At 64.3% G+C, this 25,890-nt stretch carries 26 protein-coding genes; 8 read left to right on the top strand and 18 right to left on the bottom strand.

The window, feature by feature from the left end:
• Positions 1 to 108 precede the first annotated feature (108 nt).
• The gene (locus tag AC1MHZ_RS08415) at positions 109 to 843 is read left to right on the top strand and encodes a phosphoadenylyl-sulfate reductase (RefSeq protein ID WP_084854748.1); all 735 of its coding nucleotides are present in this window, start codon (positions 109 to 111) and stop codon (positions 841 to 843) included.
• 142 nt (positions 844 to 985) lie between these two features.
• Here AC1MHZ_RS08415 and cysB read toward each other — a convergent pair whose 3' ends face one another.
• Positions 986 to 1,960: an HTH-type transcriptional regulator CysB gene (gene cysB / locus AC1MHZ_RS08410; protein WP_084854749.1), complete on the bottom strand. Its 975-nt coding sequence runs from the start codon at positions 1,958 to 1,960 to the stop codon at positions 986 to 988.
• 127 nt (positions 1,961 to 2,087) lie between these two features.
• On the bottom strand, positions 2,088 to 2,585 hold the full coding sequence (locus AC1MHZ_RS08405) for a universal stress protein (protein WP_084854750.1): 498 nt from the start codon (positions 2,583 to 2,585) through the stop codon (positions 2,088 to 2,090).
• A 318-nt stretch (positions 2,586 to 2,903) separates the two neighbouring features.
• Here AC1MHZ_RS08405 and AC1MHZ_RS08400 point away from each other — a divergent pair, with 318 nt between their 5' ends.
• The gene (locus tag AC1MHZ_RS08400) at positions 2,904 to 3,980 is read left to right on the top strand and encodes a 3-deoxy-7-phosphoheptulonate synthase (RefSeq protein WP_084854751.1); all 1,077 of its coding nucleotides are present in this window, start codon (positions 2,904 to 2,906) and stop codon (positions 3,978 to 3,980) included.
• Between the two features lie 65 nt (positions 3,981 to 4,045).
• On the opposite strand, the gene AC1MHZ_RS08395 is transcribed toward AC1MHZ_RS08400, so the two are convergent.
• On the bottom strand, positions 4,046 to 4,327 hold the full coding sequence (locus tag AC1MHZ_RS08395; protein ID WP_084854752.1) for a GNAT family N-acetyltransferase: 282 nt from the start codon (positions 4,325 to 4,327) through the stop codon (positions 4,046 to 4,048).
• A gap of 492 nt (positions 4,328 to 4,819) precedes the next feature.
• On the opposite strand from AC1MHZ_RS08395, the gene oprI reads away from it, so the two are divergent.
• On the top strand, positions 4,820 to 5,071 hold the full coding sequence (gene oprI, locus AC1MHZ_RS08390) for an outer membrane lipoprotei OprI (protein WP_003259780.1): 252 nt from the start codon (positions 4,820 to 4,822) through the stop codon (positions 5,069 to 5,071).
• A 158-nt stretch (positions 5,072 to 5,229) separates the two neighbouring features.
• Here the strand turns inward: oprI and AC1MHZ_RS08385 are convergent, their stop codons facing one another.
• From AC1MHZ_RS08385 to AC1MHZ_RS08375, 3 genes are all read right to left on the bottom strand, one after another.
• Positions 5,230 to 6,204 carry a L,D-transpeptidase family protein gene (locus AC1MHZ_RS08385; protein ID WP_084854753.1) on the bottom strand — a complete coding sequence of 325 codons (975 nt, stop codon included), beginning with the start codon at positions 6,202 to 6,204 and terminating at the stop codon, positions 5,230 to 5,232.
• A 95-nt stretch (positions 6,205 to 6,299) separates the two neighbouring features.
• Positions 6,300 to 6,581, bottom strand: a complete 282-nt coding sequence (locus AC1MHZ_RS08380) for a hypothetical protein (protein ID WP_084854754.1) — start codon at positions 6,579 to 6,581, stop codon at positions 6,300 to 6,302.
• A gap of 58 nt (positions 6,582 to 6,639) precedes the next feature.
• On the bottom strand, positions 6,640 to 7,245 hold the full coding sequence (locus tag AC1MHZ_RS08375) for an arylesterase (protein WP_084854755.1): 606 nt from the start codon (positions 7,243 to 7,245) through the stop codon (positions 6,640 to 6,642).
• 10 nt (positions 7,246 to 7,255) lie between these two features.
• Between AC1MHZ_RS08375 and AC1MHZ_RS08370 the strand changes: the two genes are divergently transcribed.
• Together AC1MHZ_RS08370 and AC1MHZ_RS08365 are read left to right on the top strand one after the other, a co-directional pair.
• Positions 7,256 to 7,939, top strand: coding sequence for an ABC transporter ATP-binding protein (locus AC1MHZ_RS08370; protein ID WP_324817483.1), 684 nt, complete (start codon positions 7,256 to 7,258; stop codon positions 7,937 to 7,939).
• Entirely contained in the window at positions 7,939 to 10,446 is a 2,508-nt protein-coding gene (locus AC1MHZ_RS08365) for an ABC transporter permease (protein WP_482966251.1), read from the top strand. The genes AC1MHZ_RS08370 and AC1MHZ_RS08365 overlap by 1 nt, the downstream gene beginning before the upstream one ends.
• Before the next feature lie 107 nt (positions 10,447 to 10,553).
• Here AC1MHZ_RS08365 and AC1MHZ_RS08360 read toward each other — a convergent pair whose 3' ends face one another.
• The 9 genes from AC1MHZ_RS08360 to AC1MHZ_RS08320 form a co-directional block, all read right to left on the bottom strand.
• A complete protein-coding gene (locus AC1MHZ_RS08360) occupies positions 10,554 to 11,159 on the bottom strand; it encodes an START domain-containing protein (RefSeq protein ID WP_084854758.1) in 606 nt (201 codons plus the stop codon).
• A gap of 33 nt (positions 11,160 to 11,192) precedes the next feature.
• Positions 11,193 to 11,447, bottom strand: coding sequence for a YkgJ family cysteine cluster protein (locus tag AC1MHZ_RS08355; RefSeq protein ID WP_482966250.1), 255 nt, complete (start codon positions 11,445 to 11,447; stop codon positions 11,193 to 11,195).
• Between the two features lie 120 nt (positions 11,448 to 11,567).
• Complete coding sequence (locus AC1MHZ_RS08350) at positions 11,568 to 12,065, bottom strand: hypothetical protein (protein ID WP_482966249.1); 498 nt, start codon at positions 12,063 to 12,065, stop codon at positions 11,568 to 11,570.
• 61 nt (positions 12,066 to 12,126) lie between these two features.
• Complete coding sequence (locus tag AC1MHZ_RS08345) at positions 12,127 to 13,569, bottom strand: aminotransferase-like domain-containing protein (RefSeq protein WP_084854761.1); 1,443 nt, start codon at positions 13,567 to 13,569, stop codon at positions 12,127 to 12,129.
• Positions 13,570 to 13,907: 338 nt separating this feature from the next.
• Positions 13,908 to 14,717, bottom strand: a complete 810-nt coding sequence (locus AC1MHZ_RS08340) for an OmpA family protein (protein ID WP_084854762.1) — start codon at positions 14,715 to 14,717, stop codon at positions 13,908 to 13,910.
• Positions 14,714 to 15,067, bottom strand: a complete 354-nt coding sequence (locus tag AC1MHZ_RS08335; protein WP_084854763.1) for a DUF4398 domain-containing protein — start codon at positions 15,065 to 15,067, stop codon at positions 14,714 to 14,716. The genes AC1MHZ_RS08340 and AC1MHZ_RS08335 overlap by 4 nt, the downstream gene beginning before the upstream one ends.
• Positions 15,068 to 15,076: 9 nt before the next feature.
• Entirely contained in the window at positions 15,077 to 15,898 is an 822-nt protein-coding gene (locus tag AC1MHZ_RS08330) for a substrate-binding periplasmic protein (protein ID WP_482966248.1), read from the bottom strand.
• A gap of 77 nt (positions 15,899 to 15,975) precedes the next feature.
• Complete coding sequence (locus tag AC1MHZ_RS08325; protein WP_084854765.1) at positions 15,976 to 16,905, bottom strand: electron transfer flavoprotein subunit alpha/FixB family protein; 930 nt, start codon at positions 16,903 to 16,905, stop codon at positions 15,976 to 15,978.
• Complete coding sequence (locus AC1MHZ_RS08320; RefSeq protein WP_084854766.1) at positions 16,906 to 17,655, bottom strand: electron transfer flavoprotein subunit beta/FixA family protein; 750 nt, start codon at positions 17,653 to 17,655, stop codon at positions 16,906 to 16,908. It abuts the gene before it with no gap.
• A 547-nt stretch (positions 17,656 to 18,202) separates the two neighbouring features.
• Here AC1MHZ_RS08320 and AC1MHZ_RS08315 point away from each other — a divergent pair.
• Positions 18,203 to 19,867, top strand: a complete 1,665-nt coding sequence (locus AC1MHZ_RS08315) for an electron transfer flavoprotein-ubiquinone oxidoreductase (protein ID WP_084854767.1) — start codon at positions 18,203 to 18,205, stop codon at positions 19,865 to 19,867.
• A gap of 114 nt (positions 19,868 to 19,981) precedes the next feature.
• Here AC1MHZ_RS08315 and AC1MHZ_RS08310 read toward each other — a convergent pair whose 3' ends face one another.
• From AC1MHZ_RS08310 to AC1MHZ_RS08300, 3 genes are all read right to left on the bottom strand, one after another.
• Positions 19,982 to 21,307 (bottom strand): MFS transporter, encoded by a 1,326-nt coding sequence (locus tag AC1MHZ_RS08310; protein ID WP_368829839.1) that lies wholly within the window; start codon positions 21,305 to 21,307, stop codon positions 19,982 to 19,984.
• A 67-nt stretch (positions 21,308 to 21,374) separates the two neighbouring features.
• On the bottom strand, positions 21,375 to 21,860 hold the full coding sequence (locus AC1MHZ_RS08305) for a histidine kinase (protein WP_084854769.1): 486 nt from the start codon (positions 21,858 to 21,860) through the stop codon (positions 21,375 to 21,377).
• 200 nt (positions 21,861 to 22,060) lie between these two features.
• A complete protein-coding gene (locus tag AC1MHZ_RS08300) occupies positions 22,061 to 22,537 on the bottom strand; it encodes a sigma-70 family RNA polymerase sigma factor (RefSeq protein ID WP_084854853.1) in 477 nt (158 codons plus the stop codon).
• A 206-nt stretch (positions 22,538 to 22,743) separates the two neighbouring features.
• Here AC1MHZ_RS08300 and AC1MHZ_RS08295 point away from each other — a divergent pair, with 206 nt between their 5' ends.
• Together AC1MHZ_RS08295 and AC1MHZ_RS08290 are read left to right on the top strand one after the other, a co-directional pair.
• Positions 22,744 to 23,922 carry an efflux RND transporter periplasmic adaptor subunit gene (locus AC1MHZ_RS08295; RefSeq protein WP_084854770.1) on the top strand — a complete coding sequence of 393 codons (1,179 nt, stop codon included), beginning with the start codon at positions 22,744 to 22,746 and terminating at the stop codon, positions 23,920 to 23,922.
• Positions 23,923 to 25,887: a MacB family efflux pump subunit gene (locus AC1MHZ_RS08290; protein WP_482966247.1), complete on the top strand. Its 1,965-nt coding sequence runs from the start codon at positions 23,923 to 23,925 to the stop codon at positions 25,885 to 25,887.
• The last annotated feature ends 3 nt before the right edge of the window (positions 25,888 to 25,890 follow it).

Here is a 25,890-nt window from a genome sequence, read left to right as displayed (position 1 = left end):
AGCCGGCTTGCCGGCGATAGCGCCCGGACAGACACTGCCAAAGCCATTTTTTGTTACCATCAGCCCATTACGAGCGCGCAGCGCCACTCACCCGATGGAAACCGCCTGATGAGCCAACCCTTCGACGTCGCCGCCCTGGCCGCGACCTATGCCAGCAAGTCCCCCCAGGACATCCTCAAGCTCGCCTTCGAACACTTCGGTGACGACCTGTGGATCTCGTTCAGCGGCGCCGAGGACGTGGTGCTGGTCGACATGGCCTGGAAGCTGAACAAGCAGGTCAAGGTGTTCAGCCTCGATACCGGCCGGCTGCACCCGGAGACCTACCGCTTCATCGACCAGGTGCGCGAGCAGTACAACCTGCCGATCGAGATCCTCAGCCCCGACCGCGACAAGCTCGACCCCTTCGTCAAGGAAAAGGGCCTGTTCAGCTTCTACAAGGACGGCCACGGCGAGTGCTGCGGTATCCGCAAGATCGAGCCGCTGCGTCGCAAGCTGGCCACCGTGAGCGCCTGGGCCACCGGCCAGCGCCGCGACCAGAGCCCAGGCACCCGCAGCCAGGTGGCCGTGCTGGAAGTGGACTCGGCATTCTCCACGCCCGAGCGCACCCTGTACAAGTTCAACCCGCTGGCGCAGATGACCAGCGAGGAAGTCTGGGGTTATATCCGCATGCTCGAGCTGCCCTACAACAGCCTGCATGAGCGCGGGTTCATCAGCATCGGCTGCGAGCCCTGCACCCGACCTGTGCTGCCGAACCAGCACGAGCGCGAAGGGCGTTGGTGGTGGGAAGAGTCCACCCAGAAGGAATGCGGGTTGCACGCGGGCAACCTGATCAGCAAGGCATGAAATGAACACCGGGGCCGCTACGCGCCCCATCGCGGGACAAGCCCGCTCCCACCGGTGTTGCGCCAAGCCCAGGAACTGCGCAATACCTGTGGGAGCGGGCTTGTCCCGCGATGGGGCGCGTAGCGGCCCCGAAAGTTCCGGATCAGTGCACCGGCAGCTCGACACCTTCGAACAGGTCTTCAAGCTCCTGCTTGTTATGGCACTGGATCGCCTTGGCCATCACCTCACGGGTCAGGTGCGGAGCGAATTTCTCGATGAAGTCGCACATGAAGCCGCGCAGGAAGGTGCCACGACGGAAACCGATCTTGGTGATGCTGGCCTCGAACAGCTCGCTGGCATCCAAAGCCACCAGGTCGCTGTCGAGCTTGGTGTCCACGGCCATCTTGGCCACGATGCCCACACCCAGGCCCAGGCGTACATAGGTCTTGATGACGTCGGCATCGGCTGCGGTGAACACCACCTTGGGCGTCAGGCCACGATGGTTGAAGGCTTCGTCAAGCTTCGAGCGGCCGGTGAAACCGAACACGTAAGTGACGATCGGGTATTCGGCGACCGCCTCGAGGGTCAGCTTCGGCAGTTTGGTCAGGGGGTGGCCCTGGGGCACGACCACGCAACGGTTCCATTTATAGCAAGGCATCATGATCAGGTCGCCGAACAACTCCAACGCCTCGGTGGCGATGGCGAAGTCGACGGTACCGTCGGCGGCCATCTCGGCGATCTGCATCGGCGAGCCCTGGTGCATGTGCAGGGCCACTTCCGGGTATTGCTTGATGAAGTTGCTGATCACCGGCGGCAACGCATAGCGCGCCTGGGTGTGGGTGGTGGCGATGGACAGGGTGCCCTTCTTCTCGTTGGAGAATTCCTGGGCAATCTGCTTGATGCTCTCGACCTTGCGCAGGATCTCGCCTGCGGTGTTGATGATGCGTTCCCCCGCCGGCGTGACGCGGGTCAGGTGCTTGCCGCTGCGGGCGAAGACTTCGACGCCAAGCTCGTCCTCGAGCAGGCGGATCTGTTTGCTGATCCCGGGCTGGGAGGTATAGAGGCTCTGCGCTGTCGCGGAGACGTTGAGGTCATGGTGCGCCACTTCCCAGATGTAGCGCAGTTGTTGAAGCTTCATAGGTTTCCCTCGGATCAGCGGTAGGTCACCGGCAGCTGGCAGCGACGAGATATAACTATATTAGTGGTTCTCGAAATAAATCTAGAACTATTTTGTTACATGCCACGGATTCGCCCCACCCCCGTCCTCACCCTTTCCTACGCCCTAAATGCTGGGCCAGCGGCACCATGTAGACGGGCACAGGCGACAGTTGCAGCAACCGCGCCGCCGTCCGACCAATCGGTACATCTACCCCCGCCCCCTGGCTGTGGCTGCCGAAGATCAGCAGATCGACATTCAGCCGCCGGGTCTGCTCGATGATCACCTGGGCCGGGTCGCCCTGGCGCACCCTGACCGCACGGATCAAGGCCAGGTCCGCCTCCTCGCCCAATTCGTCGCGAAAATTCTCCAGCACCCGCTGTTCGATGTTGGCCAGGACCGTATTCACGCCTTCGCTGTGCAGGGCGTCCAAGGTCTGCTCGTCGAGGTAGCTCTGCAGCAGGGACTCAGCGAACTGCCCCATGGGCTCGACCGCATGAATCACATACAGCTCTGCGTTGAAGGTCCGCGCCAGGGCCAAGGCGTGCTGCATGACAAAAGGCGCGTATACCCCGAGGTCGGTGGCATACAGCATGGAATGGATCATTCGACCTCCTCGACTGCCGCAACGGCAGAGCAAGGTTCAGCTTAGCAGCGCCATGCAACGCCGCCCGCGCCATCCGGCGCGCTGGCGCCACGGGCTTGGCGGGCCCGGGCCGGGGATGCGAAGGGGGCGCCGCAGGCCCGTCGGGCACCACTTGGCGATGAAAAGTCGATTTGACGGTAAAAACCCCGTGACGACAGGGGTCAGCCCATTGTCGAGCCACCTTGTAACGCGCTAAGGTTCGGCTCCCCGTTGCGAACAATCTTGCTGCTGGGCCGCACGGGGCTGGCGGCCGGCACCCGTGACCTGACGAGTAACACGATGGCTGATTTACCGATCGACGACCTTAACGTTGCCTCCAACGAGACCTTGATCACCCCTGATCAGCTCAAGAAGGAGCTCCCCCTCAGCGCCCAGGCCCTGCAGACCGTGACTGCCGGCCGCGAAGTGGTGCGCAATATCCTCGACGGCAAGGACCATCGACTGTTCGTCGTGGTTGGCCCCTGCTCCATCCATGACATCAAGGCCGCCCATGAATATGCCGAGCGCCTGAAGGTGCTGGCCGAAGAAGTGTCCGACACCTTGTACCTGGTGATGCGCGTGTACTTCGAGAAGCCGCGCACCACCGTCGGCTGGAAGGGCCTGATCAACGACCCGTACCTGGATGACTCCTTCAAGATCCAGGATGGCCTGCACATCGGTCGCAAGCTGCTGCTTGACCTGGCCGAAATGGGCCTGCCGACCGCCACCGAAGCCCTCGACCCGATCTCCCCGCAGTACCTGCAGGACTTGATCAGCTGGTCGGCCATCGGCGCCCGCACCACCGAATCCCAGACCCACCGGGAAATGGCCTCGGGCCTGTCCTCGGCGGTCGGCTTCAAGAACGGCACCGATGGCGGCCTGACCGTGGCCATCAACGCCCTGCAATCGGTTTCCAAGCCGCACCGCTTCCTGGGCATCAACCAGGAAGGTGGCGTGTCCATTGTCACCACCAAGGGCAACGCCTACGGCCACGTGGTGCTGCGCGGTGGCAACGGCAAGCCGAACTATGATTCGGTCAGCGTCGCCCTGTGCGAACAGGACCTGGCCAAGGCCAAGATCAAGCCCAACATCATGGTCGACTGCAGCCACGCCAACTCCAACAAGGACCCTGCCTTGCAGCCGTTGGTGATGGAGAACGTCGCCAACCAGATCCTCGAAGGCAACCAGTCGATCATCGGCCTGATGGTCGAAAGCCACCTGAACTGGGGTTGCCAGGCGATTCCGAAGGACCTGGGCGAACTGCAGTACGGCGTATCCATCACCGATGCCTGTATCGACTGGAGCGCCACCGAGAAGGCCCTGCGCAGCATGCGCGCCAAGCTCAAGGACGTCCTGCCCCAGCGTCAGCGCGGCTGACACCTAGTTGCAACGAAAACGCCGGGCAATGCCCGGCGTTTTCATGTTCGTGGAACCAACCTGGTTCAGGCCTTGCTCGAATGGCGCTGCTGGCGCTCCATGTAGCGCTCCACGTACGAGCAGGACGGGATCACCGTGTAGCCCATCTGTTCGGCGTATTCCAGGGCCTTTTCGGTCAAGGCAGCGGCGATCCCACGCCCACGCAGGGCATTGGGCACGAAGGTGCGATAGATATCCAGCGTCTGCTTGCCCAAGTCCATGTACGTCAGGTAAGCCCGGTGACCGTCCACATTGGTCTCGAACTGATGACCGGCCTGGTCATGGTGGATGGTCAACGCTTCACTCATCACTACTCCTCGCAGGTCTTGTCGGCAGACCCTTACCTTTACCGATGGTTTTTCCGGCGGAGGAACCTCTACGCCACCCCTGCCCCCTTGGACCGCCAGGCGATCCGAATCGTTCTGCAGCATGGGCACCTACAAATAGTAGGCGCCACAGGCCGGATTGCTCAAGGTGGCAGCGGGTAAAAATGCCCAAGGCGTGCCTCGAGCCGTTTTGCAACGGCCCCGGTTTGTTGTAGGCCTAAGACGCCGGTCGACCGTTAAAGTCACCTTTAGTTCAACAAAAAGTTTCTGCAACACAATCATTTGCGAAGGCTGCGCAAAATTTTCACACTGGCCATACAAAGGTTGTCACCTTCTCCCCTCCGGCAACATTTTTTTTGCAGTTCTTGCGCTCAGTCAGTTTACTTACTACAAGTAATGGGTACTATGTACGCCGGCCAGTTTCTCTTTTCCGAGAGATGGCTATTTAATAGAAAGTCCTTGAAGGGGAACACGATGAACAACGTTCTGAAATTCTCTGCTCTGGCCCTGGCCGCAGTTCTGGCTACCGGTTGCAGCAGCGTCTCCAAAGAAACCGAAGCTCGCCTGACTGCTACCGAAGACGCAGCAGCTCGCGCTCAAGCCCGTGCCGATGAAGCCTACCGTAAGGCTGATGACGCTCTGGCTGCCGCTCAGAAGGCTCAGCAGACCGCTGACGAAGCCAACGAGCGCGCTCTGCGCATGCTGGACAAAGCCAGCCGTAAGTAATAATCCTCACGGATTGTTATGGAGCCGACCCACTAGTGGGTCGGCTTTTTTATTGCCGGGTGAAAAGCACAGCGCAAAAACGAACAAGGCCTGCACTAAGGCAGGCCTCGCTCGAGAGGGTTTAACCGGAGACCGGCCCCGCGTTAAACACAATGTCGTTACTGCAGCTCCGGCGGAATGCTCGATACCATCGGCGCCGCTTGCCCGCTGACCGGTACAGCGATTTCCACGGGCATGCCATCTTCGGCCGCCACCACATCGCGCACCATGTCCCAGTTCATGCGCAGGTTGTTGGCCAAGTCTTCACGCTTGAGCAAGGCATTGATGACAGCGGTGTGTTTATCCACCACCGACGGATCGCCATGATCGTCCAATGGCGTGTGGGCCTCGAGATAGACCTTGCCGCCACTGATGCCGAACTTGTAGGGCTCGTTGATGATACGCACCGGCGTACCCACCGGCACCATCTTGGACAGTTCCAGCACATTGTTGTTGAGCATGCGGAAGCAACCGTGGCTGGTACGCATGCCGATACCGAACTTCTTGTTCGAGCCATGGATCAGGTAGCCCGGCACGCCCAGGGTGAACTTGAACGGCCCCAGCGGGTTGTCCGGCCCGGCAGGCACCACGGCCGGCAGGATGTCACCATCGGCGGCATGCTCGGCACGGATCGAGGCCGGCGGTGTCCAGGTCGGGTTCGGGGTCTTGGCGGTGATCTTGGTGTTGGCGATCGGCGACCCCCAACCTTCGCGCCCGATACCCAGCGGGAAGGTGTGCACCACGTTCTGCCCTTTCGGGTAGTAGTACAGACGGTACTCGGCCAGGTTGATGACGATACCTTCACGAGGGCCCGGCGGCAGGATGTAGCGGGTCGGCAGGATGATTTCGGTGCCGGCGCCCGGCAGCCACGGGTCGACGCCCGGGTTGGCCGCGATCATCTCGGTGTAGCCAAGGTCATTGGCAGTGCCGATGTCGGCAAAGGTGTCCTCGTACTTGGCCTTGATCACCTGGACCTGGCCGACGATGTCTTCACCGGGAGGTGGCAACGGCAACTCCAGCGCAACGGTGGGCCCCGCTACCAGCAGGGCGGCCAGGGAGAGGCTACGGGAGACGGCGGGAAGGCGCGGCAACATCCGGTAAATCCTTCGAAAGAGAGGTCAAGAGAATCGATTGTACACCTGCGCCGGTACAAGCGGGAGGCGTCTGCGCTTCAGATGATGGAAGGCGCTCAGAGTTCCGGCCACACCGGGCGCATGCCGCGCCGCTGGGCATCGAGGATTGCCCGGCACAACGGGCACAGGCGGCCATCGCGATAGACCGAGCGCTCCACCCCGGACCAACGCGGTTGCGCAGGCAGAAGGCCGCCGCACAAGGTGCGGTCGGCCGGCACGCCCAGCTCGAGCTGGCGAGCCACCAGGTGAACGCGAACCTCCTGGCAGGCGAACAGGTCGAGCTGCTCATCGGGCTCGATCAGTTGATAGGCATACAAGGACCAGGCGGGGCGTGGCATCGGGGGCTCTCGAAACGGGGGGCGCAACATTAGCCGAAAGCCGCTCCCGATAAAAGCGTCACAACAGCGGTTTTATCGCCGGCCAGGCATTTTCCAGCAAACGCTGCTGCGCAGCCTGGGCCGGATGGATACCATCGGCCTGCATCATCTGCGGCACGCCGCCAACACCTTCGAGGAAGAACGGCACCAGCGGCACCTGTTTCTGGGTCGACAGCTGCTCGTAGACCTGGGCGAACGCCTGGGTGTAGCGCACGCCATAATTGGGCGGCAGGCGCATGCCCAGCAACACCACCTTGGCACCGGCCTCGCGGGCCTGGTCGATCATCGAGGCAAGATTTTGTTGCAATTGTTGCGGCGGCTGGCCACGCAGCCCATCGTTGCCGCCCAGCTCCAGCACCACCAAGCTCGGCTGGTGGGCTGCAAGCAGCGCCGGCAGCCGCGCCTGGCCGCCTGCGCTGGTGTCGCCACTGATCGAGGCATTGACCACCCGATCGTCAAACCCTTCCTCCTTGAGCTTCTGCTGCAACAGGGCCACCCACCCCAGGCGGGTATCCAGGCCAAAACCGGCGCTGATACTATCCCCGACGACCAGCAGTGTACCCGCCGCCGCAGTCTGGGCCAGGCAATACAGGGCCAGACCGGCACTCAACCACCACACTCGCATCGGATTCTCCATGGGCCCCAGCATTCTCGTTGCGCAGCACCTTAGCAAAGTGGTCCCCAGCGCGGAAGGCGACCTGACCATCCTGCACGCGCTTTCCCTCTCCCTCGAGCAAGGCGACAGCCTGGCCATCGTCGGCGCCTCGGGCTCCGGCAAGTCGACCCTGCTCGGCCTGCTCGCCGGCCTCGACCGGCCCAGCGCCGGCAAGGTCATCCTCGCCGGCCACGACCTGGGCGCGCTGGACGAGGACCAGCGCGCAAGGGTACGGGCCGAGCATGTAGGCTTCGTGTTCCAGTCGTTCCAGTTGCTCGACAGCCTCAATGCGCTCGAGAATGTCATGCTGCCGCTGGAGCTGGACGGCCGCCGCGATGCCCGCGAGCACGCCCGCAGCCTGCTGGAGCGGGTTGGCCTGGGCAAGCGCCTGAGCCATACGCCGCGGCAGTTGTCCGGCGGCGAGCAGCAGCGCGTGGCAATCGCCCGGGCCTTCGCTGCCCAGCCGGCCGTGCTGTTCGCCGACGAGCCCACTGGCAACCTCGACAGCCACACCGGGGAACGCATCAGCGACCTGTTGTTCGAACTGAACAAGGAGCGCGGCACCACCCTGGTACTGGTCACCCACGATGAGCGCCTGGCCCAGCGCTGCCGTCGCCTGATCCGCCTGGATGCCGGCCGCCTGGTGGCGCCCCTGGAGCCCTGATGACCCGCCTGTCCTTTTCCCGCCTGGTCGGCCTGGCCCTGCGCCAGTTGCTGCGCGATGCCCGTTCCAACGAAGTGCGGGTGCTCTTCTTCGCCCTGCTGGTCGCCGTGGCGGCCAGTACGGCCATCGGCTATTTCGGGGCGCGCCTGAACGGCGCCATGCAACTGCGTGCCAGCGAGTTCCTCGGTGCCGACCTGGTCGTGCAAGGCAGCTCCCCGGCGCGCGAAGACCAGATTGCCGCAGGCAAGGCCGCTGGGTTGCAACATGCACAGGTGGTGGAGTTCACCAGCGTGGTCGGCGCGGACGCCGGTATTGAGCTGTCAAGCGTCAAGGCCGCCGACGCGGCCTACCCCTTGCGCGGCCAACTGCGCAGTGCCGCCACGCCCTACGGCGCGCAAACCCCGGGGGGCGGCCCCGCGCCCGGCGAGGCCTGGGTAGAGGCGCGCCTGCTGGTGGCGCTGGGGCTGTCGATTGGCGACAGCATCGATGTCGGCAGCAAGACCTTGCGCATGACCCGGGTGCTGACCTACGAGCCGGACCGCGCCGGCAACTTCTACAGCCTGACGCCCCGGGTGCTGATGAACATCGCCGACCTGGAAGCGACGGGCGTGATACAGCCCGGCAGCCGGGTCAGCTACCGCGAGCTGTGGCGCGGTACACCGCAAGCGTTGATGCAGTACCGGCAAGGGCTGGAAAAAGGCCTGGCAGCCAACCAGCGCCTGCTCGACACCCGCGACGGCAACCGGCAGATCGGCGGTGCCCTGGGCAAGGCCGAGCGCTACCTGAACATGGCCAGCCTGGTGGCGGTGCTGCTGGCGGGCGTTGCCGTGGCCCTGTCGGCCAGCCGCTACGCCGCCCGTCGCCTGGACGCCAGCGCACTGTTGCGCTGCCTGGGGCTGTCACGCCACCAGGCCCTGGGCCTGTATTGCCTGCAACTGGCCATGCTGGGCCTGGTGGCAGCCCTGGTCGGCGCCCTGCTCGGCTGGCTGGCGCAACTGGGCCTGTTCGCACTGCTGCATGGCCTGGTTCCGGGGGACGTACCGCCCGGCGGCGTCGCGCCCGCCTTGGCCGGGGTCGGCACCGGCCTGGTGGCCCTGGCCGGTTTCGCCCTGCCCCCCTTGGCCGCCCTTGGGCGTGTGCCACCGCTGCGGGTGCTGCGCCGCGACCTGTTGCCGATGCCGCCGAGCAGTTGGCTGGTGTACGGCGCCGCCCTGCTCGCCCTGGGCCTGATCATGTGGCGTTTGAGCCTCGACCTGCTGCTGACCTTCGCGTTGCTCGGCGGCGGTCTGCTTGCCGCCTTGCTGCTTGGCGGCCTGCTGTTGCTCGGCCTGCGCAGCCTGCGTCGCCTGCTGGCCGGTGCCCCACTGCCCTGGCGCCTGGGCCTGGGCCAGTTGTTGCGCCATCCCTTGGCTGCGGCAGGCCAGGCCCTGGCCTTCGGCCTGATCCTGCTGGCCATGGCCGTGGTCGCCCTGCTGCGCGGCGAGTTGCTCGACACCTGGCAGGCACAGCTGCCCAAAGATGCGCCCAACCATTTCGCCCTGAATATCCTGCCTGGCGAACGCGAACCCTTCGCCCAGCGCCTGCAAGCGATCAATGCCAGCTCGGCGCCCTTGTACCCGGTGATCCCAGGTCGCCTGACCCAGATCAACGGGCAGCCAGTGCGCCAGCTGGTGAGCAAGGAGTCCGCCGGCGAGCGCGCCGTGCAACGCGACCTCAGCCTGACCTGGGCTGCCGAACTGCCCCAGGGCAACGCCCTGAGCGCCGGGGCCTGGTGGAACGCACCACCGGACAACGACGGGCTGCCTGGGGTTTCGGTGGAGGCGCAGCTGGCCGAAAGCCTCAAGCTCAAGCTCGGTGATGTCCTCGATTTCGATATCGGCGGCCAGCAGCGCCAGGCACGGGTCAGCAGCCTGCGCACGGTGCATTGGGACAGCTTCCAGCCCAACTTCTACATGATCTTCCAGCCCGGCACCCTGCAGGGCCTACCCACCACGTACCTGACCAGCTTCTATCTGGCACCGGGGCATGACGCCGAAGTGGTCGCCCTGTCGCGGGCGTTTCCAGCCGTGACGATTCTTCAGGTCGATGCCTTGCTGGCGCAGCTGCGCAGCATCCTGGCCCAAGTCACCCTGGCGGTGGAGTATGTACTGTTGTTCGTGCTCGCGGCCGGGTTGGCGGTGTTGTTCGCGGGGCTCCAGGCGACGCTCGACGAACGCATTCGCCAAGGCGCGTTGCTGCGGGCACTGGGGGCCGCACGGCCGTTGCTGGTCAAGGCGAGGCGGATCGAATTCGGCCTGCTCGGGGCGGTGAGCGGATTGCTGGCGGCGCTGGGCTGCGAGGTGATTACCGGGGTGCTGTACCGGTACGCCTTCGACCTGGCCTGGACGCCACACCCCTGGCTGCTGCTGTTGCCGCTGGCGGGTGCGTTGCTGGTAGGTGGCGCCGGCGTGGTCGGGACCCGCCGGGCACTCAATGCCAGCCCACTGACAGTATTGCGCGAGGGCTAGCCAGCTCCCACCTGCCCTGCGCTGTTTTCAGAGCCACCGCCATACTTGCGGGAGTCGGCTTGCCGGCCATTGGCCAGAACAGGCGATGGGAGGCCGTCAACGCGCCGTCAAGGCTTCTCGGCCAAGGTACGCAAGCCCTTGAGCGTATTGAACGGCGCATCGACCACGAACTTGTTGGCCAGCCACGAGGGCACGCTGCCGCCAGGCTCGGTATGCACCTGGTACGTCACTTCGGTGCTGTCGCCCTTGGGCACGAGCTTCCAGAAGCCCTGGACCTGGGCCACCCGCACGAAACCCTTTTCTTCAGGCAGGTATTTCGGCTGTCCCTCGAGCGTGCGGGTCAGGCTGCCATCGGCTTGCTGGGTGGTGGTCACGTGCAGGATCGAGTCGCGCGGCGTGACCGGCCAAGGTGTATTGAACTGGGTATAGGTCCAGCTCTGGTCGCCTTCCTGCTTGAGCAGCTTCTGCGTCTTGCATTCGTGAATCCACTTGCAGGCGCCGGCCACGTCCTCCTGCAATGCCTTGACCTTGGCCAGCGGCGCCTTGACCACGGTAACGCCCTGGTAGGCCTTGTACTTCGAGCCCGGCACTTCACTGAGAGAAACCTTGATGCCGTCCTCGTCCTTGGCCACCTGCCAGTTCTCGGCCCAGGCCGCCGGCGACAGCAGGACGCCCATGCCACACAGCAATGCAATACGCTTGATCGATCTCATCGTCTTGTTCCTTGTTGTCGAAGATCCAACCTTTCACGCCGCCGTCATCTGCTCCAACCAGCCGAGAATCCTGATCGCCTCGTTGCGATCGCTGCCGCACACCTCCACATCGGCCTTGAAACCACTGCAGACCGCCGGGCGTTCAGGCTTGCCGAACAGTTCGCAGAGGTTGGCCGCGGTCAGGTGCAGGCAGCGCTCGCCTGCCGGCTTGCCCTTGGGCATACGCGGCATCGGCGAGCTGATCGAAGGTGCAATGCAGCAGGCGCCACACCCCTCTCGGCATTTCATGAAAACAGGACTCCCAGGAGCAAAACGGGACGAACGTCCCTGGATAGTAACCGCTCAAACACACGTTTGAAATTGCGAAACGGATGAAATGTGCCGTGACCCGGCAGTCAGTTGCATGCGCTACTGACGAAACTCGAAATCGATGGCCGCGCCTTCCACGTCATGACGGCTGTCGTTGCGAAGTTGCAGCTGCATCTCGTTGTTGATCAGCCGCCCATTGAGCTGGAACGGGCTGTCATCGCTGACAGGCTTGCTCGGGAACATCGAAGGCAGCAACGGTTTGCGCCGCGCGACCGGATCACCCACCTCCGGCTCGAGGTTCTCCACCATCGAAGCCGGCAGGCTCAGGTCCAGTTTCGGCTTGGGCAGGGGCTGGGCCACCGACTTGGCAAGAGGTTTCTTGCGCGCCGTCCTGACCGAGGACTTCGACTTGGCGCGGGCAGGCGCCTTGGTCGCCGCCTTGGACGTGTGCGCCGCCTGCTTGCGCACCGGCTTGGGCGAAGCGGCCTGCGTATGGGCCGAGGGCTGGGCGGTCGACTGGGCGGCATGGGACAGGCCACTGGCCAGCCACAGGGGCGCCAGGCACAGCAAAAGGACAAGAGAGCGCAGCGCTTTCATGGACATCGGGAGCATGGTGGAAAGATGCCTATGCTCCCTGTTCCGGTGACAGCTGGCAAGCCTACAGCAGTGACCCGGTCGACGCCTTGCACAATTGGTGGGCCAACAGCCCCAAGGTCATCACCGCCCGCTCGGATTCCTTGTTCCAGGGAATGCCACAGTTGAGACGCACGCAGTGGTTGAACTGCTCGGTATTGCTGAAGATCAACCCTGGCGCGATGCTGATGCCTTGCTCCAGCGCACGCACGTGCAATTCCTGGGTATTGACCCGCCCAGGCAGGCTGACCCAGAGGATGAAGCCGCCGGTCGGCCGGGTCATCTGCGTGCCTTCCGGGAAGTGCTGCTGCACCGCCAGCTGATACGCACTGAGGTTCTTGCGATATTCCTGGCGGATGTAACGCAGGTGGCGGTCGTAGCCGCCGTTCTCCAGATAGGCGGCGACGCCCATTTGCGTCACGCTGCAGGCCGAATGGGTGGTGAAGGTCTGCAGACGCTGGATCTCATCCTGGTAGCGGCCGGCGATCATCCAACCCACACGCACCCCAGGCGACAGGGTCTTTGAGAAGCTCGAGCAATAAATCACCCGGTCCAGCCGATCGAAGGCCTTGAGCGCCTTGGTCCGCCCCTGTTCGAACATCAGCTCGCCATAGATGTCATCCTCGACGATCTGGATATCGAAGTCCGATGCCAGGCGCAGCAGCTGCTTCTGCCGGTCTTCCGGGATGGTGCCGCCCAAGGGGTTGCTCAGGCGCGGGGTCAGCACCAGCGCTTTGATCGACCATTGGTTGGCCGCCAACTGCAGGGCTTCCAGGCTGATGCCGGTGGAAGGGTCGCTGGGAATTTCGATCACCTTCAGACCCAGCAGGTCGGCCAGTTGCAGCAGGCCATAATACGTGGGCGACTCGGCCGCGATCAGATCACCGGGGCGGGTCAGTACCCGCAACGACATCTGCAGGGCATCGACGCAGCCATGGGTCACCACCACTTCGCGCGGGTCGACCAACACGCCGGCATCCCGCATGCGGATGGCGATCTGTCGACGCAACGGCTCGAAGCCGGGGCTGAACATGTAGCTGAAGGCCCGCGGGCTGTGGAAGCGCGTGACCTTGGCCAATTGCTGATGCAGCGCGCGCACCGGCAGGTAGTCCACATGCGGCACCGCCGCGCCGAACGGGAATACGCCGTCCCGCCGCGCCTCGGTCAGTACCTGCTGGATGATGCTCGCCCGGGTGACCAGCCCGGGCCGCTCGACCCTGGCGATCTCCGGGGTCTGCGCGGTCAGTGCGGGGGTCTGGTGCACGTAGTAGCCTGACTGCGGCCGCGCGCGGATCAGGCCCTGGTCCTCGAGGTTGGCATACGCCTGCAGTACCGTGGCATGGCTGACGTTGAGCTGGGCGCTCATCTTGCGTACCGAGGGTACGCGTTCGCCGGGCTGGTAGACGCCCCGGCGGATATCATCGGCCAGTTGCTGGGCAATGCGCTGGTACAGCAGCAGGTTGGTCATGGTAGCTCTCGAAACGCTGACGGGTTCGTTGTTCTTGTGCGACTCAAAGCGGAGTCAGAATACCGTAACAGTTGCCAAGTGTACTGGGACAGATTGCAGAATAGTCAACCGTACAGCCGAGTAATAGCTACAGAATCAACGAACCAAGCAGCCGCCGACGAACGCATCGGGGATCGAAGTGCTGCGGACCTGCGCCACCCATAGAACCATCGGATAGCGCTGACCCTGTGGGAGCGGGCTTGTCCCGCGATTGGGGCGCCCCTGCCATCGCAGTTGCACGGCAAGGGCTGCGCCCTTGTTCGTGGGGCAAGCCCGCTCCTACAGGGAGTGAGCCGGCATCAACGCGCAGGCGCGAGCTTGCCCTTGTCGTCGGAGAAGACGATTTCCACCCGGCGGTTCTGCGCCCGACCACGTTCGGAGGCATTGGCGTCGATCGGGTACTGGTCCCCGTAGCCTTCGACCTGGATGCGCTTGTCGTCGACACCCAGGTCCACCAGCATATCGGCCACCGCCTGGGCGCGGTCACGGGACAGCTTGAGGTTGTCCTGGGGCGCACCGGTGCTGTCGGTATAGCCTTCGACCCGCACCACCCGGCGCGGGTTGAGCTGGAGGAACTGGACCAACTTGAGCACGGTACGGCTGGCGGATGTCTTGAGCTCTGCACGACCGGTGTCGAACAGCACGTCCCCCAGGGTCATGACCAGGCCACGGTCGCTCTGCTCGGAGGTCAACGCAGCGATCTGCGCCTCGACCCATTTGCCTTGCTGCTGCACGCTGGCCAGCTTGGCCTCGCGCAGGGCCAACTGCAGGCGTTGACGCTCCAGGTCCAGCTTGGCCAGGCGCTCCTGGTTCAACGCCAGCTTGGCATGCTCGCTGGCGATCTCGCTGTAGCGCTTGCTCAGGTAGGCGTAGTGACGCACATCGGAGCCGGTGCCGATGTAGCTCGAAAGGCGCTCGGCGCGAGCCAGCGACTCACCCGCGCGAATCACGTCCCGCGGCGCGCTGCGCAGTACATCGGAATCGTCCTTGACCTTCTGGAAGGCGGCATTGGCCTCGTTCAGCGCAGATTCGCTGCGCTGGCTGGCACAGCCCTGCAACCCGACCAGCGCCAGCAGTGCCAGTGCGGCCATCGAAGACGTGCGCATCATGGCTGCACCTCCAGTTGCTTGCGCAGGCGCTTGACCCGCGACTGCAGCACATCGAGTTGCTCTTCGCTTTTCTGGGTCAGCACCCGTGCCTCGGCCAGGCGCGCATCCAGCTCGGCCTGTTCGGCGCGCAGGCGGGCGTCGCGGTAGTCCTCGGTGAGCATGTCACTTTTGGCCCGGGCCAGTTTGTCTTCGGCCAGCTTCAGTTCCGCCACCTGCTCGGTGGCGCCGACGGCCCGGGCCTGCTCGAGGGCCTGCTCGGACAGACGCATCTGTTCGTTGGGCGCCGGGTCATTGGCACAGCCGGCCAGGCCGAGCACGGCCAAGGCAAGGATCAGGGGTTGGGTTCTCACGCAGTCTTCCTACTGTTTGGGGGCGTCCAGCGGCGCCTGCATCTGCGCCTTCCAGCGTTCGACATTACGCTGCAGCACAATCTGGGACGCCCCGGAAATCGGCAATTCTGTCAGTTTTTTCGCCAGTTGTCCGCGCAGCCAGGCGTCATTGCAGGCCGAGTTGTGCGACACGGCCAGGTACAGGCCTGGGCGATCCACAGGCAGGCCGCGAGCGATCAGTTCGTTGCCCATGCCCAGGCCCTGGACCATCCCCATGCCGGCGTAACGCCCGGCCAGCACGTAGTCGACCTGGCCCAGCACCAGCTTCTGGAAGGCCTGGGTCAGGTTCTGCGCAGGCTCCAGCTTGAGCTGGGCCTTGGCGAACGCCTCGAACGCCGGGGTCAGGCGAGCCCGCTCGGAGAGGCTGCCGCGGTATTGTGCGAGGTCCGCAGGGCCATCGAACACCACGTTGCCGTCGTGCCGGGTCCAGACCAGGTACTCGTTGAGCTGCAACGGCGGGTGGATATAGTCCAACGCACTGAGCTGGTCGATTTGCATCGGAGTGTCGATCAACAGGTCCATGCGCCCGCTGCGCACTTCCTCCAGGGCCTGGTCGCGCTTGCCAGCGTGCAGCACCTCCACCGACACGCCAAGCTCGCTGGCAACCTGGCGCAGCAGGTCGACGTTGGCACCGATCAGGTGCTTGGGATCCTTCGGGTCTTGCCAGGAATAGGGCGGCGCATCCGGGCTGCCGGTCGCCACCAGGCGTTCGCACTTGCCTGCCGCCATCGCCATGGGCGACAACAACGCCGCCATGCAGGCCAGCGCCCTGCCCGCTTTGCGAAACTCCATGCGTTACTCCTTGCAACCAGAAAAAAAGCCCGGCCCCCTTGCAAGGGCCGGGCTTCTTTATAAGTGAAGCAGGCGGATCAGACCAGCTTTTCCAGCTCCGGAACCGCTTCGAACAGGTCGGCGACCAGGCCGTAGTCGGCAACCTGGAAGATCGGCGCCTCTTCGTCCTTGTTGATCGCAACGATCACCTTGGAGTCCTTCATGCCTGCCAGGTGCTGGATCGCACCGGAGATACCGACGGCGATGTACAACTGCGGCGCAACGATCTTGCCGGTCTGGCCGACCTGCATGTCGTTGGGCACGAAGCCTGCATCGACCGCGGCGCGCGAGGCACCGACGGCAGCGCCGAGCTTGTCGGCCAGGGCGTACAGGTGTTTGAAGTTGTCACCGTTGCCCATGCCGCGGCCGCCGGACACGACGATCTTGGCAGCGGTCAGTTCCGGACGGTCGGACTTGGCCAGCTCTTCGCCGACGAAGGCGGACTTGCCCGCGTCATGAACGGCACCGACAGCCTCGACGGCAGCCGAGCCACCTTCGGCGGCCACGGCGTCGAAGCCGGTGGCGCGAACGGTGATGACCTTGACCGCAGCGCTGGATTGCACGGTCGCAATGGCGTTACCGGCATAGATCGGACGCTTGAAGGTGTCGGCCGATTCGACCGAGATGATCTCGGAGATCTGGTCGACGTCCAGCAGCGCGGCAACGCGCGGCAGGATGTTCTTGCCATTGGTGGTGGCCGGGGCCAGCACATGGCTGTAGCCCTTGCCCAGCTCGGCAACCAGCGGTGCCACGTTTTCCGGCAGGGCGTGGGCGTAGGCGGCATTGTCCGCGACCAGCACCTTGGCAACGCCGGCGATCTTGGCGGCAGCTTCGGCGACGCCGCCGACGTTCTGGCCTGCGACCAGCACGTGGATATCACCACCGATCTTGGCGGCAGCGGCAACAGTGTTCAGGGTGGCCGGGGCAACGGCTCCGTTTTCGTGTTCAGCGACAACCAGGATAGTCATTTAGATTACCTTCGCCTCGTTCTTCAGTTTCTCGACCAGTTCGGCCACCGACTTGACCTTGATGCCTGCGCTGCGAGCAGCCGGGGCTTCGACTTTCAGGGTCTTGGTGGTAGAAGCGGTGGAGACGCCCAGCGCCTCTGGAGTGACAGTCTCCAGCGGCTTCTTCTTGGCCTTCATGATGTTCGGCAGCGACGCGTAGCGCGGTTCGTTCAGGCGCAGGTCGGTGGTGACGATCGCCGGCAGGTTCAGCGCGACGGTCTGCAGGCCGCCATCGATCTCGCGGGTCACGTTCAGCTTGTCGCCGGCGACTTCCACCTTGGAGGCGAAGGTGCCTTGCGCGTAGCCGGTCAGCGCGGCCAGCATCTGGCCGGTCTGGTTGTTGTCGCTGTCGATGGCCTGCTTGCCGAGGATGACCAGCTGCGGCTGCTCTTTATCGACAAGGGCCTTGAGGGCCTTGGCCACGGCCAGGGAATTCAGCTCTTCGGCGGTTTCGACCAGGATGGCGCGGTCGGCACCCAGGGCCAGGGCGGTACGCAGCTGCTCTTGGGCTGCGGTCGGGCCGACGGCAACGGCGACGATCTCGGTGGCCACGCCCTTCTCTTTCAGGCGTACGGCTTCTTCGACGGCGATCTCGCAGAAGGGGTTCATGGACATCTTGACGTTTGCAAGGTCGACGCCGGAGTTGTCCGCCTTGACGCGAACCTTGACGTTGTAGTCGACCACTCGTTTGACAGCTACAAGAACCTTCATGGATTCCTCGTTACTCTCCGGTGAAAAGAATGTCGCCTGGGGCGGGCCCGGCGATTGCGCGTGGGTACAAGGGCACCTCTAAAAACGTTCCTGGCTGCAAGATATTTCCTATGACCGAACAGTCTTGTATCGACTCCACAGGCAAAACCCACGGGTCATTTCCTGTCGTGGCGTGTAGACTCCACTACAAAACCGGATTCGGCCCGAAAACCCTGCTCCACGCCTGGTCTTTAGGGGTGCGCCTGCGCCCGGCGGTCAGCCTACGGCGAGCGTAAAACCGCTCGTATCTTGACCGTAACACCCAATCCGGTCAATACGGCAAATCGGCCAGCCTCCAGCTGCGTCCCAGTGATTTTACTGGGCTCCGGCAAATTCAAACAAACGTTTGTATTGGACCCGCCAAGTGGTGTAGATATAATGCGCGGCCAAGACAAAGCGGTGTAGTCCGTCATCCACGAAGCTACAGCTTACACAGCCGTGCATGACCCTCCATCACCCAAAAAGACAAGACAAGCAACAGCGATGAGCCTTGAGTAGGAGAGAACCAGTGGAACGCGAATACATGGAATTCGACGTGGTCATCGTCGGCGCAGGTCCGGCAGGCCTGTCCGCCGCCTGCCGCCTGAAGCAGAAGGCCGCCGAAGCCGGTAACGAGATCAGCGTCTGCGTGGTCGAGAAAGGCTCCGAGGTGGGCGCCCACATCCTCTCCGGCGCGGTCTTCGAGCCCCGCGCCCTGAACGAGCTGTTCCCCGACTGGAAGGAGCTCGGCGCGCCGCTGAACACCGAGGTCAAGCGCGACGACATCTATGTGCTCAAGGATGCCGCCAGCTCGACCAAGGTCCCAGACCTGTTCGTGCCCAAGACCATGCACAACCAGGGCAACTACATCATTTCCTTGGGCAACCTGTGCCGCTGGCTGGCCCAGCAGGCCGAGAACCTGGGCGTGGAGATCTACCCGGGCTTCGCTGCCCAGGAGGCGCTGTTCGATGAGAATGGCGTGGTCCGCGGCATCGTCACCGGCGACCTGGGTGTCGACCGCGAAGGCAACCCCAAGGACGGCCTGTACACGCCGGGCATGGAACTGCGCGCCAAGTACACCCTGTTCGCCGAAGGCTGCCGTGGCCATATCGGCAAACAGTTGATCAAGCGCTTCAACCTCGACAGCGAAGCCGACGTGCAGCACTACGGCATCGGCCTGAAGGAAATTTGGGAAATCGACCCGGCCAAGCACGAGCAAGGCTTGGTGGTGCATACCGCCGGCTGGCCACTGGATGTGATGAGCGCCGAGAACACGGGCGGCTCCTTCCTCTATCACCTGGAAAACAACCAGGTGGTGGTCGGCCTGATCGTCGACCTTTCCTACGCCAACCCATACCTGTCGCCGTTCGACGAGTTCCAGCGTCTGAAGCATCACCCGGTGATCAGCCAGTACCTCGAAGGCGGCAAGCGCATCAGCTACGGTGCTCGCGCCATCTGCAAGGGCGGCCTGAACTCGCTGCCGAAGATGGTCTTCAATGGCGGCGCGCTGATCGGCTGCGACCTGGGCACCCTGAACTTCGCCAAGATCAAGGGCAGCCACACCGCGATGAAGTCCGGCATGCTCGCTGCCGACGCGGTGGCCGACGCCCTGCTCGCCGGTGGCGAAGGTGGCGATACGCTCAACAGCTATGTCAGCGCCTTCAAGGCCAGCTGGCTGTACGAAGAGCTGTACGCCAGCCGCAACTTCGGCCCGGCCATGCACAAGTTCGGCCCGATCTTCGGCGCGGCCTTCAACTATGTCGACCAGAACTGGTTCGGCGGCAAGCTGCCATTCACCCTGCACGACACCAAACCGGACTACGCCTGCCTCAAGCTCGCGGCGGATTCGAAAAAGATCGACTACCCGAAACCGGACGGCAAGCTCAGCTTCGACAAGCTCAGCTCGGTGTTCCTCTCCAGCACCAACCATGAAGAGGAACAACCCTGCCACCTGAAGCTGGCCGACCCGAACGTGCCGATCGCCAGCAACCTGCCGCTGTACGACGAGCCAGCCCAGCGCTACTGCCCGGCGGGTGTGTACGAGGTGGTCACCCAGGAAGACGGCAGCAAGCGCTTCCAGATCAACGCGCAGAACTGCGTGCACTGCAAGACCTGCGACATCAAGGACCCGGCCCAGAACATCACCTGGGTCACCCCTGAAGGTGCAGGCGGGCCGAACTACCCGAACATGTAAGCGCCCTGCCCTCGCAGCAATGAAAAAGCCCCCGGTTTCGGGGGCTTTTTCATTCGAACTGGCTGTAGCAATCGCTGCAGGGTTTTCGTACAGAGCCTAACAAGGCCCCGCCACTCATTTGTCACCACACATGATCGGCACCGGCTCGGCGGCAAAGCCCAGCAGTTCACGGCGCCCGAAATACCAGGCGGTGAGCGCACCGACCAGGCCCATCAGCAGACAGAAGCCGACACACACCCAGGGGCTCCACGGCATCAACGCAATCAATGCCAACGGGGTGGTGCTGGCCCACAGGGCATAGGCCACGTTGTAGGTGAACGAGATGCCCGACACCCGGATCTGCGCGGGGAACAACCCGACCATCACCGACGGCACCACCCCTACCACGCCACAAGACAAACCGGCCAGCGCATAGGCCAGCCAGATCCAGCCAGCCTGCCCGACCAGGCTGGCGTACAGCGCTCCGATGCCCAGGGGTAGCAACAGGCTGTAGAGCATCAGTGCACGCCAGGCGCCGATGCGATCGACCAGCATCCCCGCCAGCACGCAGCCGATATTGAGAAATACGATACCCACGCTGCTCAAGGCGAAGGTATGCCCGGCAGCGATGCCGAAGCGTTGCTGCATCACGGTCGGTGTGATGACCACCAGCACCACCACCGCAGAGGTCAGCACACAGGTCAGCAGCGCCGCCGGGACCAATGCCCGGCGATGCTCGCCCAGCACGCTGCGCAGCGGGAAGGCCACCGGCTGTTCCTGACGCTCGCGCAGGGCCAGGAATACCGGGGTTTCGCTCAGCCAGCGGCGCAGCCACACGCCGATGACGCCGAACACACCGCCCAGCAGGAACGGGTAGCGCCAGGCGTAATCGAGTATTTCCTGCGGGCTGTACACGCGGGCCAGCAAGGTCGCGGTGAGGGCACCGAGCAGGTAGCCGAAGGTCAACCCGGCCTGCAGGAAGCCCAGGGCATAGCCGCGCCGACCGTGGGGGGCGTGCTCGGCGACGAAGGTCCAGGCACTGGGCACCTCGCCACCCACCGCCGCCCCCTGGAGGATACGCAAGGCCAGCAGGATCAACGGCGCGGCATAGCCGATATCGGCATAGGTAGGCATCACCCCGATCAGCAGGCAAGGCAAGGCCATCATCAGGATGCTCAGGCTGAACACTCGCTTGCGCCCCAGGTGGTCGGCGAAGTGGGCCATGAGGATACCGCCCAGGGGGCGGGCCAGGTAGCCGGTGACAAAGATCCCGAAGCTCTGCAGCAGCCGCAGCCACTCGGGCATTTCCGGAGGGAAGAACAGCTGGCTCAAGGTCAGGGCAAAGAACACGAAGATGATGAAATCGTAGATTTCCAGCGCGCCGCCCAGCGCAGCCAGGCCCAGGGTCCTGTGGTCGCCACGGCTGAACCGGGGCGGGCGGGCGGTATCGATGGCAGTCATGGCAAGGTTTCCGCAGATCGGCAAAGGGCAAGAGGATAACAAATGCCTGCCGTCTGCCCCACGCGACTCAGGTCGAGCGGCTGAATACCGTGTGGCCGAAGTTCATCCGCCGGCCGGAACCGAGCGTCCCATGGGACAACCTTGGCGACAGGGGCACCTGCCCCACCAAGGCCGGCTCATCGATGATCGCCATGAATGATTGCAAGGCTTCGTCGTCCGGCACCTGGGGCAGGCTGATGCTGACCGCCTGGCGCTGCGCCTGGGGCACCGCGGGCAGTTTCGGGTGCTGGGAGTGGTACAGCAGGGCATGCTGGATCTGCGCGCTGCAACGACAGAAGCGCACCAGGTCGACGCCAGCGTGACTGGCCAGCTCGATGCTGCCGATCAACAGGTGGAACGGCTGCAGCGCACTCTGCACCAGGCGCTGCAGGTCCTCGAAGGTGTCCACCGGGGCAATGCGGTAATAGCCCAAGCCATTGAGCATCTTTTCCAGCTGCAAGCGCTGGCACGGGTGCTCATCGGCGATGAGGATGCGCAGGGTCTTGTTTGGCATCGTCTGGACCTGGGCAACAAGGTGTTGGGGGACATTCCCTGACCATTACTGCGCCAGTGCAGGCAACCGCCAGGGCGGTGCCTTGGTGGGGGTCTTTCTTGATAGTTGTCGTGAAACGCAGAGAAATCAAGTCGCCGGCCGGGGGAATTTTCGGGCCGTTCCCAAGGTGTAACAGGGCTGATACGCATGCTGGCGCGCCCTCAGGATTCCCATTGGCGCATGCGCACGCGGCAGTGTTTCATGGCGTTGACGATGTGCTTTTCCACCAGGCTGCGGGAAATGCCCAGGCGCTCGGCGATCTGCTGGTGCGACAGGCCTTCGAGCTTGCGCAGCAGGAAGCTGTCCCGGCACGGCCCGCTGAGCTCGCCCAGGGCGCGCTGCATCAATTCCAGGCGCTGGTCCAACTGCATACGCTGGGACAACCCCGGGCCGTGCCAGCGCTCATCGGTGTCGAGCACTTCCAGCGGCTCGGCCTGGCGCACCTGATGGCGCCGGTGGCGATCGACCACCAGGTTCAAGGCGGTGCGATAGAGAAAAGCGCGCGGGTGTTCGATGCGCTGGGCATCGGCCCGCTCCAGCACCCTCAGGTAGGCATCATGGGCGACATCCTCTGCCGCCTGGCGATTGCCCAGGCGCGCGCAAAGGAAACTCACCAGCTCACGATAGTAATGTTCCACGACGGTACCTGGCATTTCCCTGCTCGACACTAGTAGACCGGCCCACGGGACAGCGTGATATCAGCGCGGCATCTTACAAATTATAATGATTCTCAGCAACAGCGAGCCGGTCGGTTAAATCCCGCCATCTGGCCTTCGTCTATCGGTGACCTCCTTGCGCTCCCTGATTGACGGCGCATGGCCATTATTTCTGGCTGGAAGCTCCGATGAGACGTTTGACCACCACCCGCCATCGTATCCTGTTCGGTGGCCTGGGCCTGCTTGGCCTGGGCGGCCTGCTGGCCTGGAAGTCCCTGCCCTTCGGCGCACAGCCGGTCAACACCGTGGCGGTCACCCGCGCCGACATCGAAAGCAGCGTGACCGCCCTGGGCACCCTGCAGCCTCGGCGCTATGTCGATGTGGGTGCCCAAGCCTCCGGGCAGATCCGCAAATTGCACGTGGAAGTGGGCGACGCGGTGCGCCAGGGCCAGTTGCTGGTGGAGATCGACCCTTCCACCCAGCAGGCCAGGCTCGACGCCGGGCGCTATTCGATCGACAACCTCAAGGCCCAGCTGGCCGAGCAACGCGCCCAGTACCAGCTGGCCGGCCAGCAGTACAAGCGCCAACGCGACCTGGCCGCGGCCGGTGCCACCCGGGCCGAGGACCTGCAAACGGCGCAGGCCCAGCTCAAAGTGACCCAGGCCCGCATCGACAGGTACCAGGCGCAGATCCGCCAGGCCCAGGCCAGCCTGCGCAGCGACGAGGCCGAGCTGGGCTACACGCGCATCTATGCGCCCATGGCCGGTACCGTGGTGGCGGTGGACGCCCGGGAAGGCCAGACACTCAATGCCCAGCAGCAGACGCCGTTGATCCTGCGCATCGCCAAGCTCTCGCCGATGACTGTCTGGGCCCAGGTGTCGGAAGCCGACATCGGCAAGGTCCAGCCCGGCATGACCGCCTATTTCACCACCCTGGCCGGCGGCAAGCGGCGCTGGACCAGTACGGTCCGGCAGATCCTGCCGATCCCACCCAAGCCGTTGGACCAAGCCAGCCAAGGCGGCGGCAGCCCGGCCAGTGCCGGCGCCGGCACCACCGGCAGCAAAGTGGTCCAGTACACCGTGCTGCTGGACGTCGACAACCCCGATGGCGCACTGATGGCAGAGATGACCACCCAGGTGTTCTTCGTCGCAGGCCAGGCCCGGCAGGTCCTTACCGCGCCGCTGGCCGCCCTGGACGACACCGACGGAGATGGCCTGCGCCTGGCGCAGGTATTGGGCAGCGATGGCAAGGTCGAACAGCGCCAGGTGCGCACGGGGCTGAGTGACCGCCTGCGGGTGCAGATCCTCGACGGCCTGCGCGAGGGCGAACACCTGGTCATCGGCGCGCCAGCGGCCAGCGGAGGTTGAATGCCAACGCCACTGATCGAACTGACCGACATCCGCAAGACCTACGGCGGCATCGACACCCCTGAGGTCGAGGTACTGCGCGGTATCAGCCTGAGCATCTACCCGGGCGATTTCGTCGCCATCGTTGGCGCCTCCGGTTCAGGCAAGTCGACCTTGATGAACATCCTCGGCTGCCTCGATCGCCCGTCCAGCGGCTGCTACCGTTTCGCCGGCAAGGACGTCGCCGAGCTCGACGGCGACGAGCTGGCCTGGCTGCGCCGCGAGGCCTTCGGCTTCGTATTCCAGGGGTACCACCTGATCCCGTCCGGCTCGGCCCAGGAGAACGTCGAGATGCCGGCTATCTATGCCGGTACGCCTGCCGGCCAGCGTCATGCGCGCGCCGCGGCATTGCTGCAACGCCTGGGCCTGGCCAGCCGTACCGGCAACCGCCCGCACCAGCTGTCCGGCGGCCAGCAGCAGCGGGTGTCGATTGCCCGGGCCCTGATGAACGGCGGCCATATCATCCTTGCCGACGAGCCGACCGGTGCCTTGGACAGCCACAGCGGTGCCGAGGTCATGACGCTGCTCGACGAGCTGGCCAGCCAGGGCCATGTGATCATCCTCATCACCCACGACCGCGAGGTGGCGGCACGGGCGCACCGGGTCATCGAGATCCGCGACGGCCTCAAGACCAGTGACTGCGCCTCAGGACAAAACCCGGGTGACACGCGCCCTGGCGTGCAGGCCGAGGCGCTGCGTCAGCGCCTGGACTGCGGTGCCACGCAGCGTGGCGCCTGGAAGGGCGAACTGTTCGAGGCATTGCAGGCGGCATGGCGGATGATGTGGATCAGTCGCTTGCGCACGGCCCTGACCCTGCTCGGCATCGTCATCGGCGTCGCCTCGGTGGTGGTGATGCTGGCCGTCGGCGAAGGCAGCAAGCGCCAGGTCATGGCGCAGATGGCAGCGTTCGGCTCGAACATCCTCTACCTCAACGGCAAGCCGGCGAGCCTGGGCGAACCGGCGGGCGTCGTCACCCTCGATGACGTTACCGCGATCGGCGAACTGCCGCAGGTCAAGCGCATCATGCCGGTGATCGGCGAGAAGCTGATGGTGCGCCATGGCAACAACAGCCAGCAGTTCTACGTCGGCGGCAACAACACCTGGTTCCCCGAGATCTTCAACTGGCCGGTGGTCGAGGGCAGCTTCTTCAGCGAAGCCGACGAAGCCAGCGGCGCGGCGGTGGCCGTGATCGGCCAGAAGGTGCGTGAAAAGATGCTCGACAGCCAGCGCGACCCGCTCGGCCAGTATTTGCTGATCGGCAACGTGCCGTTCCAGGTGGTCGGCATCCTCGCCGGCAAGGGCGCAAGCTCGGGCGACCAGGACAGCGACGGGCGCATCGTGGTGCCCTACTCGGCCGCGGCCATCCGCCTGTTCGGCCGCTACGAGCCTGAATACGTCACCATCGCCGCCCTGGACTCCTCGCAGGTCAAAGACACCGAGGCCGCCATCGACCGACTGTTGCGCCAGCGCCACCAGGGCAAGCAGGATTTCGAACTGACCAACGATGCCGCACTGATCCAGGCCGAGGCACGCACGCAGAACAGCCTGTCGCTGATGCTCGGCGCCATCGCCGCCATCTCGCTGCTGGTGGGCGGCATCGGCGTGATGAACATCATGCTCATGACCGTGCGCGAGCGCACCCGCGAGATCGGCATCCGCATGGCCACCGGCGCACGCCAGCGAGACATCCTGCGCCAGTTCCTCAGCGAGGCGGTGATGCTGTCGATGGTCGGTGGAGTGACCGGCATCCTGCTCGCGTTGTGCATCGGGGGCGGGTTGATGCTCGCCGGGATCGCCGTGGCCTTCTCCCTGCCTGCCATCCTCGGCGCCTTCGCCTGCGCCGTCATCACCGGCGTGGTGTTCGGCTTCATGCCGGCCCGCAAGGCTGCCCGCCTCGACCCGGTCAAAGCCCTTACCAGCGTGTGATCC

The organism is Pseudomonas sp. FA-1 (assembly GCF_056856075.1).
The sequence above is the reverse complement of the archived record's forward strand: the minus strand, read 5'-3'. Positions and strand labels throughout refer to the sequence as shown.